At 74.5% G+C, this 15211-nt stretch carries 13 protein-coding genes and 1 riboswitch; of the genes, 9 read left to right on the top strand and 4 right to left on the bottom strand.

The features are described 5' to 3' along the window. Positions 1-1045 (bottom strand): serine/threonine-protein kinase (locus AB0G08_RS24565; RefSeq protein ID WP_358091861.1); only part of this gene is annotated, 1045 nt, incomplete at its 3' end. Between the two features lie 271 nt (positions 1046-1316). Between AB0G08_RS24565 and AB0G08_RS24570 the strand changes: the two genes are divergently transcribed. Beyond that, on the top strand, positions 1317-2876 hold the full coding sequence (locus AB0G08_RS24570) for an ATP-binding protein (protein WP_358091863.1): 1560 nt from the start codon (positions 1317-1319) through the stop codon (positions 2874-2876). 19 nt (positions 2877-2895) lie between these two features. Here AB0G08_RS24570 and AB0G08_RS24575 read toward each other — a convergent pair whose 3' ends face one another. Continuing rightward, positions 2896-3747 carry an SPFH domain-containing protein gene (locus AB0G08_RS24575; protein WP_358091865.1) on the bottom strand — a complete coding sequence of 284 codons (852 nt, stop codon included), beginning with the start codon at positions 3745-3747 and terminating at the stop codon, positions 2896-2898. 91 nt (positions 3748-3838) lie between these two features. After that, positions 3839-5095, bottom strand: coding sequence for an MFS transporter (locus AB0G08_RS24580; RefSeq protein ID WP_358091867.1), 1257 nt, complete (start codon positions 5093-5095; stop codon positions 3839-3841). Between the two features lie 270 nt (positions 5096-5365). Here AB0G08_RS24580 and AB0G08_RS24585 point away from each other — a divergent pair, with 270 nt between their 5' ends. The 4 genes from AB0G08_RS24585 to AB0G08_RS24600 all read left to right on the top strand — a co-directional run bounded on the left by AB0G08_RS24585 (position 5366) and on the right by AB0G08_RS24600 (position 8933). Beyond that, a complete protein-coding gene (locus AB0G08_RS24585; RefSeq protein ID WP_358091869.1) occupies positions 5366-6058 on the top strand; it encodes an RraA family protein in 693 nt (230 codons plus the stop codon). Positions 6059-6139: 81 nt separating this feature from the next. Next, positions 6140-6251, top strand: a riboswitch (SAM riboswitch). 273 nt (positions 6252-6524) lie between these two features. Beyond that, on the top strand, positions 6525-7379 hold the full coding sequence (locus tag AB0G08_RS24590) for an ABC transporter substrate-binding protein (protein ID WP_358091871.1): 855 nt from the start codon (positions 6525-6527) through the stop codon (positions 7377-7379). A gap of 40 nt (positions 7380-7419) precedes the next feature. Then, complete coding sequence (locus AB0G08_RS24595) at positions 7420-8193, top strand: amino acid ABC transporter permease (RefSeq protein ID WP_358091873.1); 774 nt, start codon at positions 7420-7422, stop codon at positions 8191-8193. A 2-nt stretch (positions 8194-8195) separates the two neighbouring features. Continuing rightward, positions 8196-8933, top strand: a complete 738-nt coding sequence (locus AB0G08_RS24600; protein ID WP_358091929.1) for an amino acid ABC transporter ATP-binding protein — start codon at positions 8196-8198, stop codon at positions 8931-8933. A 65-nt stretch (positions 8934-8998) separates the two neighbouring features. Here the strand turns inward: AB0G08_RS24600 and AB0G08_RS24605 are convergent, their stop codons facing one another. Beyond that, positions 8999-9700 carry a phosphotransferase gene (locus AB0G08_RS24605; protein WP_358091875.1) on the bottom strand — a complete coding sequence of 234 codons (702 nt, stop codon included), beginning with the start codon at positions 9698-9700 and terminating at the stop codon, positions 8999-9001. Positions 9701-9910: 210 nt separating this feature from the next. Here AB0G08_RS24605 and AB0G08_RS24610 point away from each other — a divergent pair, with 210 nt between their 5' ends. From AB0G08_RS24610 to AB0G08_RS24625, 4 genes are all read left to right on the top strand, one after another. Further along, the gene (locus AB0G08_RS24610; protein ID WP_358091877.1) at positions 9911-11020 is read left to right on the top strand and encodes an N-acetylmuramoyl-L-alanine amidase; all 1110 of its coding nucleotides are present in this window, start codon (positions 9911-9913) and stop codon (positions 11018-11020) included. A 120-nt stretch (positions 11021-11140) separates the two neighbouring features. Next, positions 11141-11554 (top strand): VOC family protein, encoded by a 414-nt coding sequence (locus AB0G08_RS24615; protein WP_358091878.1) that lies wholly within the window; start codon positions 11141-11143, stop codon positions 11552-11554. Between the two features lie 184 nt (positions 11555-11738). After that, complete coding sequence (locus AB0G08_RS24620; RefSeq protein ID WP_358091879.1) at positions 11739-13886, top strand: glycogen debranching N-terminal domain-containing protein; 2148 nt, start codon at positions 11739-11741, stop codon at positions 13884-13886. Positions 13887-13979: 93 nt separating this feature from the next. Further along, positions 13980-15200 carry a GAF domain-containing SpoIIE family protein phosphatase gene (locus AB0G08_RS24625; RefSeq protein ID WP_358091881.1) on the top strand — a complete coding sequence of 407 codons (1221 nt, stop codon included), beginning with the start codon at positions 13980-13982 and terminating at the stop codon, positions 15198-15200. Positions 15201-15211: the final 11 nt, after the last annotated feature.

Consider the following 15211-nt stretch of genomic DNA (forward strand, 5'->3'; position numbering starts at 1 on the left):
GCGGCTCGTCGCGGCCGACGTAGCTGAGCCCGGCGCCACCGAGCAGCAGCGCCGCCGCCAGCCCGCCGCCGACCAGCGCCGCCCGGGCGCGGCCGGACCGCAGCCACGTCCACCGGCCCGGCTCCTCGCCGAACGCGGTGCTGGCGAGGCTGGTGGCCCCGCCGGTGCCGTCCGGGAACGGGAAGAGGGCGGCGAGCAGGGCCGCCCGCCGGGCCAGCTCGCGCAGGCCGCGCTCCTCCCACCGCGGCCCGTACGCCTCGGCGGCCACCCGCTCCAGCACGGCGAGGAAGACCTGGGCGGGCTGCGGCCGCTCGGCCGGTTGCTTGGCCATGCCGTGCCGCAGCAGGTCGTGCACCGGCTCGGGGGCCGGGTCGGTGGGGACCGGCGCGCGGGCGTGCTGCTGGCGCAGGGTGAGCAGGTCCCGCCCGTCGAAGGGCGGCCGGCCGGTGAGGCACTCGTAGAAGGTGGCGGTGGCCGCGTAGATGTCGCAGGCCGGGCTCGCCGGCGCGCCCGTCCACTGCTCGGGCGCCATGTAGCGGGGGGTGCCGGTGACGCTGACGCCCGAGCTCTCGCCCACCGGCATGGCGATCCCGAAGTCCGCCAGCTTGCTGGTGCCCTCGGCGGTGACCAGGACGTTCTCCGGCTTGTAGTCGCGGTGCACCACGCCCCGGGCGTGTGCCGCGCCGAGCCCGGCCAGCGAGCCCTTGAGGACGCAGAGCGCCGACTCCGGGGTCGTCGCTCCGTGCGCGCGCAGCATCTGCCGCAGGGACACGCCGTTGACCAGCTCCATGACGATCGCCGCGCCGCCGGGCGACTCGACGTACTCGTAGAGGCGGGAGACGTGCGGGTCGTCGATCCCGGCGAGCAGCCGGGCCTCGGCGCGGAACGCGGTGCGGAACGCCGGATCGTCGCCGATGCCGCCGGTGAGGTACTTGATCGCGACCGGTGTGCCCGTCGCGTCGTGCACGGCGAGGTCCACCCGGCCGGACGCGCCCGCGCCGAGCTGCCGCACCGGCCGGTAGCCGGAGACCTGCCAGCCCGTCACGCGTTCACCTCCCCGGCTGCGGAGGCGGTGGGGCCGCCTCCGGGGGTCATTGTGGTCGCGGGAGCCGGCGCGGCCATCGGCGCAACGGCTGCTTCCGGCCCCCGGACGTCCGGGACGTCCCGGCGGGTGGCGGCATGGTCGGTTACGGACACACGCCACTGGTAGCACCCGCCGGCAAGCACGCCGCGCGCCGCGCTCCCGCCCCGCCGACTGCACTAGGGTGCAGGCCGTGGGCAGCGAGGCGACTCCCGAGGCAGCGACCCGTCGGCCGATGACGACCCGTCGGTGGCTCACTGTCCTGTTGCTGACGATGACCGCCCTGGTCCTGCTCGGCGGTGGCGCGGGCGCCGCCGCGCTGCGGCACACCGCCGCGGTCTCCAACGACCTCGCCGACCGGGTCGCCCCGGCCCGTACGGCGGTCGGCCAGCTCGACAGCGGCCTACTCGCCCAGGCGGCGGCCGTACGCGGCCACGTCGTCACCGGCGACCCGCGGTTCCTCGACTCGTACCGGCAGGGCGTCGAGAGCGAACGCGCCACCATGTCCCGGCTGCGCGGCCTGCTCGCCGACGAGCCGGAGGCGCTGGGCGACCTGGACCGGGCGCAGCGGCTGGCCGACCGCTGGCGCACGGAGTTCGCCGAGCGCCTGGTCGCCTCCCGGCAGGCCGGCGCGACGCCGGAGCAGCTGGCGCCGCTGGTGACCGGGGACGCGGAGACCTTCACGGCGGTCCGCGCCGAGCTGACCGGGCTGGTCGGCCGCCTGGACGGGATCCGGGACGCCGGCCGGGACGACCTCGACGGCGCGCGGGCGCTGCGGGACCTGACGTTCGTGGCGATCCTGGCGGCCCTGCTGCTGTGCGGGATCGTCGGATCCGTGCTGGTGCGCACGAGGATCCTGCGGCCCCTGGACCGGCTGGGCGCCTCGGTGCGGCAGGTGGCCGGCGGCGACTTCCGGCACCGGCTGCGGCCCGACGGCCCGGCCGACATCGCCCGGCTGACCAGCGACGTGGAGACGATGCGCCGCGCGGTGGTGGAGGCGTGGGAGCGCAGCCAGCACGACCGGGACGCGCTGGAGCAGCAGGCGGCCGAGCTGCGCCGCTCCAACGAGGACCTGGAGCAGTTCGCGTACGTCGCGTCGCACGACCTGCAGGAGCCGCTGCGCAAGGTGGCGTCGTTCTGCCAGATGCTGGAGCGCCGCTACGCCGACCAGCTCGACGACCGGGCCCGGCAGTACATCGGCTTCGCCGTCGACGGGGCGAGCCGGATGCAGGAGCTGATCAGCGACCTGCTCACCTTCTCGCGGATCGGCCGGGTCTACGGCGACCTGCGGGAGGTCGACCTGGCCGAGGTGTTCGCGCAGGCCGAGGCGAACCTGTCCCGGGCGGTGGAGGAGTCCGGCGCGACGATCACCCGCGACCCGCTGCCCACCGTACGGGGCGAGCCGACCCTGCTGACCATGCTCTGGCAGAACCTGCTCGGCAACGCGGTCAAGTTCCGCAGCCCCGACCGGGCGCCGCTGATCCGGGTGACGGTGACGGACACCGGGGATGCCTGGTCCTTCGCCGTCGAGGACAACGGCATCGGCATCGACCCGCGGTACGCCGAGAAGATCTTCGTCATCTTCCAGCGCCTGCACCCCCGGGGCGCGTACCCGGGCACCGGCATCGGGCTCGCGGTGTGCAAGAAGGTCGTCGAGTTCCACGGCGGGACGCTGGGCCTGGACGAGGCGTACCGCGACGGGACGCGCTTCGTGTTCACGATGCCGCGGGTGTCGACGGCGGTCGTACCCGGGCAGCCCGGCGAGCCCGCGGCGGAGTCGGCGGCCACGGCCTGAGCCTCCCCGCCGCCCCGACTCAGGCCTGCGGCTGCCGGTGGCCGTCGCCGGTCACCGGCGCGGCGGGTTCCGGCGGCCCGGCGGGCGGGCGCTCGGCCGGCGGCTCCGCGTCGCGGGTGAACTTGTCGAAGAAGCGCAGCAGCTCCACCGGGAACGGCATCACCAGGGTGCTGTTCTTCTCCGCCGCCACGTCCACCACCGTCTGGAGCAGCCGCAGCTGGTAGGCCCCCGGCGTGCTCGCCATCGCCCGGGACGCGTCGGCGAGGCGGCGGGACGCCTGGTACTCGCCGTCGGCGGCGATCACCCGGGCGCGGCGTTCGCGTTCCGCCTCGGCCTGGCGGGACATCGACCGTTTCATCCCCTCGGGCAGCGCGACGTCCTTGACCTCGACCCGCTCGATCAGCAGCCCCCACGGCTCCTCCGTGGGCGCGTCGATGACCGCCTTCAGCTCGGCGTTGACCCGGTCCCGGTCACCCAGCACGGTGTCCAGGTCGGCCTTGCCGATCACCGAACGCAGGGCGGTCTGCGCCACCTGGAGCACGGCCGAGGGGTAGTCCCGGACGTTGACCAGCGCCTTCACCGGGTCGACGACCCGATAGTAGACCACCGCGTCGACGGTGAGGGTGACGTTGTCCCGGGTGATCGCCCCCTGCGGGGGCACCCCGATCACGGTCGTCTGCATGCTGACCCGGACCATCCGGTCGGCGACGGGGACGATCAGCCGCAGGCCGGGCTCCCGCACCGGCGTCAGCACCCGGCCGAAGCGGAACACGACGCCGCGCTGGTACTGCTGCACCAGCCGGACGCTCAGCGCGCCGACGAGCGCCAGGAGCGCGACCACGATCACCACGCCGACCACGACCGCTTCCACGGCACCCCCGATCCGTTCGGCTCCCCGCCGCCGCCCCTTTCCCGCTGCGCCGGGAAGTAGTCCCCGGCGTCGCCGGTGCCCGGCCCTTCGATCAGCCCGCCGCCCCGCCGCGGTCGTGCGTGCGGGCGGCCACCAGCGCGATCCCGCACGCCGCGGCGGCGGCCAGCGGGGCGATCAGGAAGCCGACGGTCACCTGCCCCGCCGCGTCCAGCAGCGCCCCGGCCGCCGCCGCGCCACCCGCGCTGCCGACCGAGAACGCCGTCGCCGCCCAGGCGAACGCCTCGGCCACCGTGCCGGCGGGCGCCACGTCGTCGATCGCCACGAAGGCGATGGTGAGCAGCGCCGGAAGCGCGAGTCCGCTGACCGCCATCAGCGCCAGCATCACCGCCGGGGCCGGGGTGAGCAGCAGCGGCAGGTAGCCAACGGCGAAGACCCCGACGGCGCGCGGCAGGGTGGCGTAGCGGCGCAGACCGCCGAAGCGCACGTAGAGCAGGCCGCCGACCAGCGCCCCGGTGGCCTGCGCGGCGAGCAGCCAGCCCGCCCAGGAACGGGCCCCGGCCGACTCGGCGTACCCGGTCGCGGCGACGGTCACGCTGCCCACCGCCGCGCCGACCAGCAGCAGCGCGGCCAGGACCAACCGGAGCCGGCCGGCCCGCAGCGGCCCGGCCCAGTGCCGTACCGCCGGCCCGCCGCGCCAGCGTCGGACCGCGTCGGTCGTGGCGAACCACGCGGTACCGGCGGCCTGGAAGAGCGCGGCGGCGGCCAGACCGCCGGCCGGGCCGGCCAGGCCCACGGCGGCGAGCGTGACCACCGGGCCGAGGATGAAGATCGCCTCCTGCACGGCGATGTCCAGGGTGTACGCGGTCTGCACCCGGTGCGCGGGGAGGAGGTCGCGCCAGAGCACCCGCAGGCACGACTCGAAGGGCGGCGCCCCCGCCCCGGCCAGGGCGGCGGCGAGCACGGTCACCGGCAGGTTCACGTGCGCGGCGGTGAGCGCGAAGCCGAGCGTCGAGGCCGCCACGGCCAGCCACAGCACCGGCGGCTGCCGCCAGCGCTCCGCCATCCGGGCGAGCATCGGCTGGCCCACCGCGGTGCCGGCGGTGAACGCGCCGACCAGCAGGCCCGCGACGGTCAGCGTCATCGTCTCGCGGGCGAACACCAGCAGGGCCAGCGGGGCCGCGCCCAGCGGAATCCGGCCGAGCAGGCTGGCCGCCAGGACCCGGGCGGTCTGCGGCGCCCGGAGCACGGCGAGAGCGGAGGTGTCGGTGGGATCGGGGTCGGTGGGTCGTCCGCCGGCGGGTGGCCGCTCGGCGGGCGGTACGAGTTCGGTGTCGTCGGGCACGGGCATGACGGATCGCTCCCGGATCGTGGCGGAGGTGGACCGGAGGACGGCGCGGCGCCGGGCCGGTCAGGGAGCGAAGTCGGAGCGTTCGTGGTCGTTGCCGTACAACGGCAGGTCCGGGGTGATCCAGCGGCCGTAGGCGGCGGCGACGGCGTCGAGCGGGATCACGTGGACAGTCTAGGCCGAGCCAGCGGGACCGGATTGGACCTCGCCGCGCCACCACCCGTGCTCCCTACGATGGCGGCCCACGACTCGCCGCGCCGCCGGGAGGACGTCATGCGGGAGCGCTTCGCCGACCTGTCCACGCCGCTGATCGCCGACGCCTGCGTACGCCTCGGCGTGCCCCCGCGCGTGGCGCCGGCCGGGATCCGGGCGGTCGTGCCCGGCCACCGCCTCGTGGGCCGGGTGCTGCCGGTGCGTCACCACGGCAGCGTGGACGTGTTCCTGGAGGCGTACGGGAACGCCGCCGCCGGCGACGTCCTCGTCATCGACAACGGCGGCCGGAGCGACGAGGCGTGCGTCGGGGACCTGGCGGTGCTGGAGGGCGTCGCGGCCGGGATCGCCGGCCTCGTCGTCTGGGGGCTGCACCGCGACACCCCCGAGCTGGTGGAGATCGGCCTGCCCGTCTTCAGCTACGGCAGCCTCCCGGCGGGTCCGGCCCGCCTGGACCCGCGGGAGCCGGAGACGCTCACCAGCGCCCGGGTCGGGCCGCACCTGGTGACCGCCGACGACCTCGTCGTCGCCGACGACGACGGGGTGCTGTTCCTGCCCGCCGGCCGCGCCCCCGAGCTGTTCGCGGCGGCGGAGCGGATCGGGACCGTCGAGCGGGTCCAGGCGCGGCGGATCCGCGCCGGGGAGACGCTGCGGGAGCAGACCGGCTTCGCCGACTACCTGGCCCGCCGCGCCGTCGACCCCGCCCACACCTTCCGGCAGCACCTGCGGCAGGTCGGCGGGGCGATCGAGGAGTGAGCGGGGACCGGTCGGAGGGCGCGTGAGGGTGGTCATAACGGCTGGACGGCCCACCGTGGCGGGCTGCTAGCCTCGTCGGCAGGTCATGAGCGCCAGCGTCAAGCCCCGGCTCGCTGGCCGGCAACCCTCGTCCGCGCAGGGGTGCCCCGGGTGAGGACCAGGCACCGGAGCGGCTCCGGTGCAAGCGCGGCCTGGTTCCCAGGTCGTCACCGACCGAGGAGAGCCATGTCCTTCCCCATCTGCGTCCCACCGGCGGTTCCCGCCGGGGCACCGCCGTCGCCGGCGCTGACCCGGCGCCGCCACATCGACACGATGCGGGTCTGCGCCACCTCCTGTCGCCCCGGCGACGCGCGCTAGGCGCGCCACCCCTCTTTTCAAGGACCCATCCCAGCGGTACGCCCACCGGGCGCACCGTCGGCGCCGCACGCCCGTGCCCGCCGCCGGAACACCTCGTTCGGAGACACCTGTGCGATTCCTTTCCTCCCTCACCCGGGCCGCCGCCCTCGGCGTGGCCGCCGTCCTCGCCGCCACCACCCTGACCGCCTGCGGCGACGACGCGGCCGGCGCGGCCGACAACCCGTACGGCCTGCTCCAGCCGGGCGTGCTACGCGCCGGCACGCTCACCGACGCCCCGCCGAACGTCTACCTCAAGGACGGCAGGTTCACCGGTTTCGACAACGACCTGCTCACCGCGGTCGCCGCGAAGGTCGGCCTGAAGGTGGAGTTCGTCGGCACGGACTTCTCCGCCCTGCTCTCCCAGGTCAACAACCGCAAGTTCGACGTCGGCAGCTCCTCGATCACGATCACCGAGGCGCGCAAGAAGACCGTCGACTTCGGCAACGGCTACGACTTCGGCCACTTCGGACTCGACGTGCCGGCCGGCTCGTCGATCACCGGCTTCGACCAGCTCGCCGGCAAGCGGGTCGTGGTCGTGCAGGGCACCGTCCAGGACGACTACGCCACCGGCGAGGGGCTCGACCCGGTGCGGGTGCCCGACTACAACGGCGCGATCAACCAGCTCAAGGCCGGCACGGCCGACGCCTGGATCGCCCCCGCCGAGATCGGCGACAAGTCGGCCGCGGACAGCGGCGGCAGGATCACCGTGTCGGCCAAGCTGCTCAGCCCGGCCCCCACGGCGTACGCGTTCGCCAAGGGCAACGACAAGCTGCGCGAGGCGCTGGACAAGGGTCTCGACGAGGTGATCGCGGACGGCACGTGGAGCCGCCTGCAGGCCCAGTACTACCCGGGCCGCCCGATCCCGGCCGACTTCAAGCCCGGCAGCGGCACGGTTGCGGTGCCGTCGGCGTCGGCCACCTCCTGAGACGTACGGACGACGAGCGAGCGGGGCGGTAGGAGGAACGATGGATCCGTTGAGCACCCTGTGGGAGACCTTCTTCGACGCGGACTCCATGCGCGAGGCGCTGCCCGAGATGTTGACGGTGGGGCTGCCCAACACGCTGATCCTGGCGATCTCCGCCGCCCTGCTCGGCTCGGTGCTGGGCATGGCGCTGGCCGTCGCGGGCATCTCGCGTACCCGATGGTTGCGGTGGCCGGCGCGGGTCTACACCGACGTGTTCCGTGGCCTGCCCGCCGCGGCGACGATCCTGCTCATCGGGGTCGGCCTGGCGCCGCTGGGCATGCGGGTGTGGGGACCCAACCCGTACCCCCTGGGCATCCTGGCGCTGTCGCTGATCGCGGCGGCCTACATCGGCGAGATCTTCCGCTCCGGCATCCAGTCGGTGGAGGCCGCGCAGCTGGAGGGGGCCCGGGCGCTGGGCCTGTCCTGGGGCGAGGCGATGCGCCTGGTGATCGTCCCGCAGGGGATCCGGCGGGTGCTGCCGGCCTGGGTGAACCAGCTGATCGCGCTGATCAAGGACTCCAGCCTGGTCTACTTCCTCGGCCTGCTGGCCAGCCAGCGCGAGCTGTTCCGGATCGGGCAGGACTACGCGGCGAACACCGGCAACCAGTCCGCGCTGCTGCTGGCCGGGCTGTTCTACCTGACCCTGACGGTCCCGCTGACGCACGCCGTCAACTGGATCGACCGACGGCTGCGGCACGGCCGGCAGGCCACCGCGCCCGGTGACGACGACCTCGACCTGGCCCTGCCGGGTGCGGCGGGAGGGAATCAGCGATGAGCATCGACACGACGACCTCGGTGAGCCTGCGCGTCCGCGACGTGCACCTGGCCTTCGGGTCGCACCGGGTGCTGCGCGGGGTCGACCTGGACGTGGCGCGCGGGGCGACGGCCTGCGTGATCGGGCCGTCCGGGTCGGGCAAGTCCACCCTGCTGCGCACGATCAACCGGCTGGTCGAGCCCGACCGCGGCGACGTGCTGCTGGACGGGCGCAGTGTGCGGGGCGACGACCCGGACGCCCTGCGGCAGCGGATCGGCATGGTCTTCCAGCAGTTCAACCTCTTTCCGCACATGAGCGTGCTGCGCAACGTCACCCTCGCGCTGCGCCGCATCCGCAAGCTCGGCGAGGACGAGGCGGTGGCCCTCGCCCGCGAGCACCTGGAACTGGTGGGGCTGGCGGCCAAGGCCGACGCCCGCCCGGCGCACCTGTCCGGCGGGCAGCAGCAGCGGGTCGCGATCGCCCGCGCGCTGGCGTTGCGCCCGCAGGTGATGCTCTTCGACGAGGCGACCTCCGCCCTGGACCCGGAGCTGGTCAAGGGCGTGCTCGGGCTGATGGCCGAGCTGTCCGCCGGCGGCATGACGATGGTCGTGGTGACCCACGAGATGGGTTTCGCCCGCGAGGTCGCCGACACCGTCGCGTTCATGGATCGCGGCGTGGTGCTGGAGGCCGGCGAGCCGGCCGCGATCTTCGAGCGGGCGGAGCACCCCCGGTTGCGTCGCTTCCTCTCCCAGGTGCTCTAGCGCCGACGCCGTCCGGTCGGGCGCACGCTCAGATCCTGGCGACCAGAGCGGGGCACGTCTCGTCCTCACGCGTGGGACAGGTTCCGCAGTTCCCCGGTGAGCTGTTCGAGGTACTCGGGCGGCCCGGCTTCGGCGAACCACAGCCAGAGTTCGGCGGCGTGGATCGGAAACCAGGCCCGGACCATGGCGGGGTCGGCTCCGTACCCTTCGACCAGGGCGTCGAACGACCGCGGGTCCTTGCGCGCCGCGCCCCAGGCTGCCCGCGACAGTTCCCGGAGCGGGTCGCCCAGATGGGCCGCTTCCCAGTCGAGGACCGCCGTGACGGCGCCGTTCGCGGCGAGGAGGTTTCCGTCGGTCCAGTCGCCGTGGCAGAACACCGTGCGGCCGCCCGGTGGAACGGCGAGTGGAAGCGGGGGGCCGCCGGCGTCGCGGTAGCGGCGAATGATCAGCGCATCGTCCGGCGCGGCCGGCAGCCCGTCGGGCGGCCGCAGCTCGTGGAGCCGACGCAGCAGGGTCGCCGAGGCACGGAGCCCGTCGAGTCGCACCTCGGCGTCACCGCTGTCCAGGCGCTCGCCCGGCATGAGCGTCATGAGGATCGAGCCCGGCCCGACCTCGACGAGCTCGGGCACCGGCAGGCCCGTGTCAGCGAGTGCCCGCAGGGCGAGCACCTCCGTGTCGTGCCGCGACGGTTCCGTCATCCGCTTCTCGACCAGCTGGCGCCCCTGGTGCTCCACCAGCCGCACGTGCCCGACCGCTCCCTGCCGCATCCCGCCATCCTGCCAGGCGCACGGGTGACATCGCTGTGCCGCTGAGCAGGCGCCCCAAACCCGCAACTGGGCGGCACCGGCTCTGGCGCACTGTCGAGTCTTGGCAATATCCTCCACTTCACACGCGACGCCTGGAGTTCCTTTTCACGGGGCCGCCCCGCCCCCACCTCCGGCCGCAGAGGAGATGCCATGCACGTCGAGAATTCCGCAGTGGACCGTCGAACCCTGCTGCGGGCCGGCCTCGGCGCCGCCACGGTCGCGGTCGTCGGCAGCCAACTCGCCCTCCCGGGCGCCGCGCACGCGGACCCCGCCGCCGACCTGGACTGGATCTACAGCTGCGACGAGTGGGGCGCGCGCCCGCCGGCGGACCCGCTGTCGGTCAGCGCCATCCCCACCAACAAGATCATCGTGCACCACATGGCGTTCCCGAACGTCACCGACTACTCCGAGGCGCAGGCGGTCAAGCTGGCCCGCGACTGCCAGAACCTGCACATGGACGGCAACGGCTGGTCCGACACCGGCCAGCACTTCACCATCAGCCGGGGCGGCTACGTGATGGAGGGCCGCCGGGGCAGCCTGGAGCGGTTGCGCGCCGGCGACCGGCAGATGATCTCGGCGCACTGCCCCGGCGAGAACGGCCGGGCCATCGGCATCGAGAACGAGGGCACCTACGTCACCGAGACGCCACCGGAGGCCCTGCTGGACTCGCTGGTCACGCTCTGCGCGACCATCTGCCGGCGGTACGGGCTGCACGCCCACGACATCTTCGGCCACTGGGACTTCCGCACCACGCAGTGCCCCGGAGCGGCCTTCTACGGGCAGTTCCCCGCCCTGCGCCGCCGGGTCTTCGAGGCGCTCGGCACCGACCTCGGCGACGTGCCGGCCCGCCGCTGGCCGGACCTGTGGCGCTTCGTCGGCTCCCCCTCCGTCCGGGTGGTGCAGTACCTGCTGGCCCACCGCGGCTACGCCGTGCCGGTCAACAGCGTCTTCGACGCCGCCACCGTCGCCGCGGTGCAGGACTGGCAGCACCGCAACGGCATCGCAGTCGACGTGGACGCCACCCTCACCGCCCCCACCTGGGAGACCCTGGTGCCGGAGCTGGGCGGGGACGCCACCGGCCTGCCGGTCACCGCCGTGCAGTTCCTGCTGAACTTCCGGGGCAACCCCGGGGTCACCGTGACCGGCGAGTACGACCACCCGACCAGGACGGCCGTCAAGGACGTGCAGCGGACCCACGGCCTGCCGGCCCACGGCAAGCTGGACGTCGACACCTGGTGCGCGCTCGTCGGCGGCGTCGTACGCCGGTCGTTCCGCCACTGACCGCCGCCGCCGGCCCGTCGGGGCGCAGAGCCCGACGGGCCGGCGAAACGCGGTCGTACCTCGCCCCCGCCAGGCCCCTGATCTGCGACGATGAGGCAGTCACGACCGGAGGAGGGTGCTGTGGCGTCTCGACTCAACCCGTACTTCAGCTTTCCGGGCAACGCGCGGGAGGCGATGGAGTTCTACCAGCGTGTGTTCGGCGGTTCGCTGTCGATGGACACCTTCGGCACGTTCGGCACCGACGACCCCGCGCTCACCGACAAGATCATGCACGCCATGCTGGAGACCGACCAGGGCTTCACGCTGATGGCCTCGGACACCGCGCCGGGCATGGAGCACGACCCCGGCAACAACGTCTCCGTGAGCCTCAGCGGCGACGACGCCGACGAGCTGCGCGGACACTGGGGCAGGCTCGCCGAGGGTGGCACCGTGACGATGCCGCTGGAGAAGCAGGTGTGGGGCGACGAGTTCGGCATGTGCGTCGACCGCTACGGCATCGGCTGGATGGTGAACATCGGCCAGCCGCAGGGCTGACAGGTGTAGGGGTGGCGGCAGCGGGTAGGGACCGCTGTCCACGGGCCCGGGCGGCACCCCACGGTGCGCCCCGGCCCGCAGCCGCCGGCCAGGGGGTGCACCCGATGCAGTCGACGCCCGCGCACCCCCGGCCCGGCCGCCCCGCCCGGCGCGCCCGCCGTGCTCCGGGCACGCCCCGGCCGCGATGACCCGGGTCCGGAACCTGCGCGTCCGCCCCGACCTGCTCTACGTGGCGAGCGGCTGGAGCACCCTGGTCACCGACGTCCGCGGCCGGATCACCGGCGCCGACCCGCAGGGCTTCTTCGCCCGCAACACCCGGGTGCTCAGCACGGAACGGCTCAGCGTGGACGGCCGCGAGCCGGTCCCGTTCAGCACGGCCAACGTGGCGGGACACGCCCAGCTGTCGTACGCCGCCCTCGGCGACGGCGAGACGCTGCCCTCCCGCGCGGCCTACCTGCTGGTGGAGCGCTTCGTCGGCGAGGGGCTGCGCACCCGGCTGACCGTGGTCAGCTACGCGGCCGTGCCGCTGGAGCTGCGGCTGCGGATCCACCTCGCCGCCGACTTCGCCGACACCAGCGAGGCCGAGACCGGCCGCCGGGTGCAGTCCGGCGCCGTCGACGCGAGCTGGGACGACCGGCAGCGGGAGCTGCGCCTCACCTACCGGTGCGACGGCCTCGACCGGGCGGTGGCGATCGGCGTACGGGCCGACATGCCCGTCCGGTACGCCGACGCCGCCCTGGCGGTCGACGTCGCGGTGCCGCCCGGGGAGTCCCGCCGGGTGGAGCTCCTCGTCGAACCCGTCTTCGACGGGCGACGCCTCGCCGCGCCGCCGCCGACCTTCGCCGAGCCGGGCGACGCCGCCGCGCGCGCCCGCGGCACCCTGGCCCGCGAGTTCGCGCGCCTGGGCAGCAGCAACTTCGACGTCACCGCCGCCTGGCGGTGCGCCGTCGACGACCTCTCCGTGCTGCCGCTGGGCGAACCGGACGGGCCGACGGCACCCATGGCCGGCCTGCCGATCTACCAGGAGATCTTCGGTCGCGACACGATGACCGCCTCCTGGCAGGCGCTGCTCGCCGGGCCGACGATGCTGGCGGACAGCCTGCGGCTCAACGCCCGCCACCTCGGGCGGCGCATCGACGACTGGCGCGACGAGGAACCCGGCAAGCCGCTGCACGAGGCCCGCCGGGGCCCGGTGTCCACGCTCGGGATCGACCCGTTCGACGGCTACTACGGCGACTGGTCGACCGCCCCGGACTTCCTGGTCTTCCTCGGCCAGTACCTGGCCTGGACCGGTGACCTCGACACGGTGCGGGACCTGCTGCCGACCGCGCGGCGCGTGCTGGGCTGGATCGACCGGTACGGCGACCTCGACCGGGACGGCTTCCTGGAGTACCACCGCCGGTCCCCCGCCGGCCTGAAGAACCAGGGGTGGAAGGACTCGGACACCGCCATCGTCGACGAGCACGGCGAGGTGGTGCCGAACCCGATCGCGACCAGCGAGTTGCAGGCGTACTGGTACGCGGCGCTGCGGCACGCCGCGGTGGTCTTCGCCGCGGCCGGTCACCCCGCCTTCGGCGCCGGGCTGGTCCGCCGGGCCGCCGCCCTGCGGCGCCGCTTCCACCGCGCCTACTGGATGCCCGACCACGGCTGCCACGCCCTGGCGCTGGGGCCGGACAAGCGGCAGGTGCGTTCGGTCAACTCCAACGACGGTCACCTGCTGGCCACCGGGATCGTGCCCGCCCGGCTCGCGCCGCTGGTCGCCGACCGGCTGCTCGCCCCCGACATGTTCAGCGGCTGGGGCGTACGCACCCTGTCCTCGGCGCACCCGGCGTACAACCCGTTCAGCTACCACCGGGGCAGCGTGTGGCCGGTCGAGGCGGGCACCATCGGCCTGGGGCTGGCCCGGTACGGCTGCTGGGAGCACCTGCACCGGCTCGCGGAGGGGATGTTCTCGGCGGCGGCGCTCTTCACGGAACACCGCCTGCCGGAGGTGCTCAGCGGGCTGCCCCGCGACGACACCCACCCGCACCCCGGCGTCTACCCGGACTCCTGTTCCCCGCAGGCCTGGTCCGCCAGCGCGGTCGTCGCGCTGATCCAGGCGCTGCTGGCACTGCGCCCGGCCGCGCCGTTGCGGACGATCTTCGTCGACCCGCACCTGCCGGAGTGGCTGCCGGACCTCGTGCTCGAGGGCGTGCGGGTCGGCGGTCACACCATCGACCTGACCGTACGACGTGGGCGCGGCGGGCGCACGTCGCTGCGCGCCCGCGGCGACCGGATCGCGGTGCTCCGCCGGCCCACGCTCCAGGCCCGGGCCACCCGCCGCCGGTCCTGACCAGCTGGCCCGGATCGTCGGGACCCCACGGGCGGCGGGCGGTGGCGCAGCGCGGAAGGCGGCGCACGCGGCCGACAGGGCTAGGATCCTGTCGTGGCCGAGCAGGGGCTCATCCGGGACGACGAACGGTTGCGCCGCATCGAGGCGGTGACCGACGCGACGCTGTCCCGCCTCGACGCGGCCGATCTCTTCGACGAGCTCCTCGACCGCGTCCGGGACCTGCTCGACGTCGACACGGCGGCGATCCTCATGCTGGACACGCACGCGCAGCAGCTCGTGGCCACCGCGGCCAAGGGGCTGGAGGAGGAGGTCCGGCGGGGTTTCCGCGTCTCCGTCGGCCGCGGGTTCGCCGGCCGGATCGCCCTGACCCGGCAGCCGGTGGTCGTCGACGAGGTCACCCCCGACTCCGTGGTCAACCCGATCCTGCTGGCGATGGGGCTGCGGTCGCTGCTCGGCGTGCCGATGTTCGCCCGGGGCGAGCTGATCGGCGTGCTGCACGTCGGCACGCTGGGCCGACGCCGGTTCACCACCGACGACGTCCGCCTGCTGGAGCTGGTCGCCGACCGGGCCAGCCTGGCCAGCCTCACCCGGTCCCACAACCTCGACCACAACGCCGCCCTCGCCCTGCAGCGCAGCCTGCTGCCCACCCAGCTGCCCAGCGTGGCGGGCCTGGACCTGGCCGCCCGGTACGTGCCCGGGCACGTCGCCGGGATCGGCGGCGACTGGTACGACGTGTTCCCCCTGCCCTCGGGCTGGCTGGGCCTGGTGATCGGCGACGTGTCGGGCCACGGCCTGCAGTCCGCCGTGATCATGGGACGCGTCCGCAGCGCGCTGCGCGCCTACGCGCTGGTCTGCGACGACCCGGCGGAGGCGTTGACCCTCCTCGACCGCAAGGTCGGCCACTTCGAGGCCGGCAACCTCACCACGGCGCTCTACGCCATGGTCTCCCCCGACCGGACCCGCATCCGGCTCTCCGCCGCCGGGCACCTGCGCCCCGTCCTCGCCGTGCCGGGCCGGCCGGGCGCACCCGTGGCGGTCCACGTCGATCCCCCGCTCGGCACGGGTCGCCGGCCACCGCCCCGGCAACGCGCGGAGGTGGCCTTCCCGCCGGGCGCGGTGCTCGTCTGCTTCACCGACGGCCTCGTCGAACGCCGCCACGAGGTCATCGACGTCGGCCTCGACCAGCTCGCCGACGTGGTCCGGCCGGCACCGGCCGAGCAGGTCTGCGCCACGGTCATGGGCGTCCTCGGCACCGAGCAGCCGACCGACGACATCGCCATGCTGGTCGTGCACCGCCTCCCGGCGCCGCACTGAGCCGCACGCCG

This window comes from Micromonospora sp. NPDC023644 (assembly GCF_040640115.1).
Classification (GTDB): domain Bacteria; phylum Actinomycetota; class Actinomycetes; order Mycobacteriales; family Micromonosporaceae; genus Micromonospora.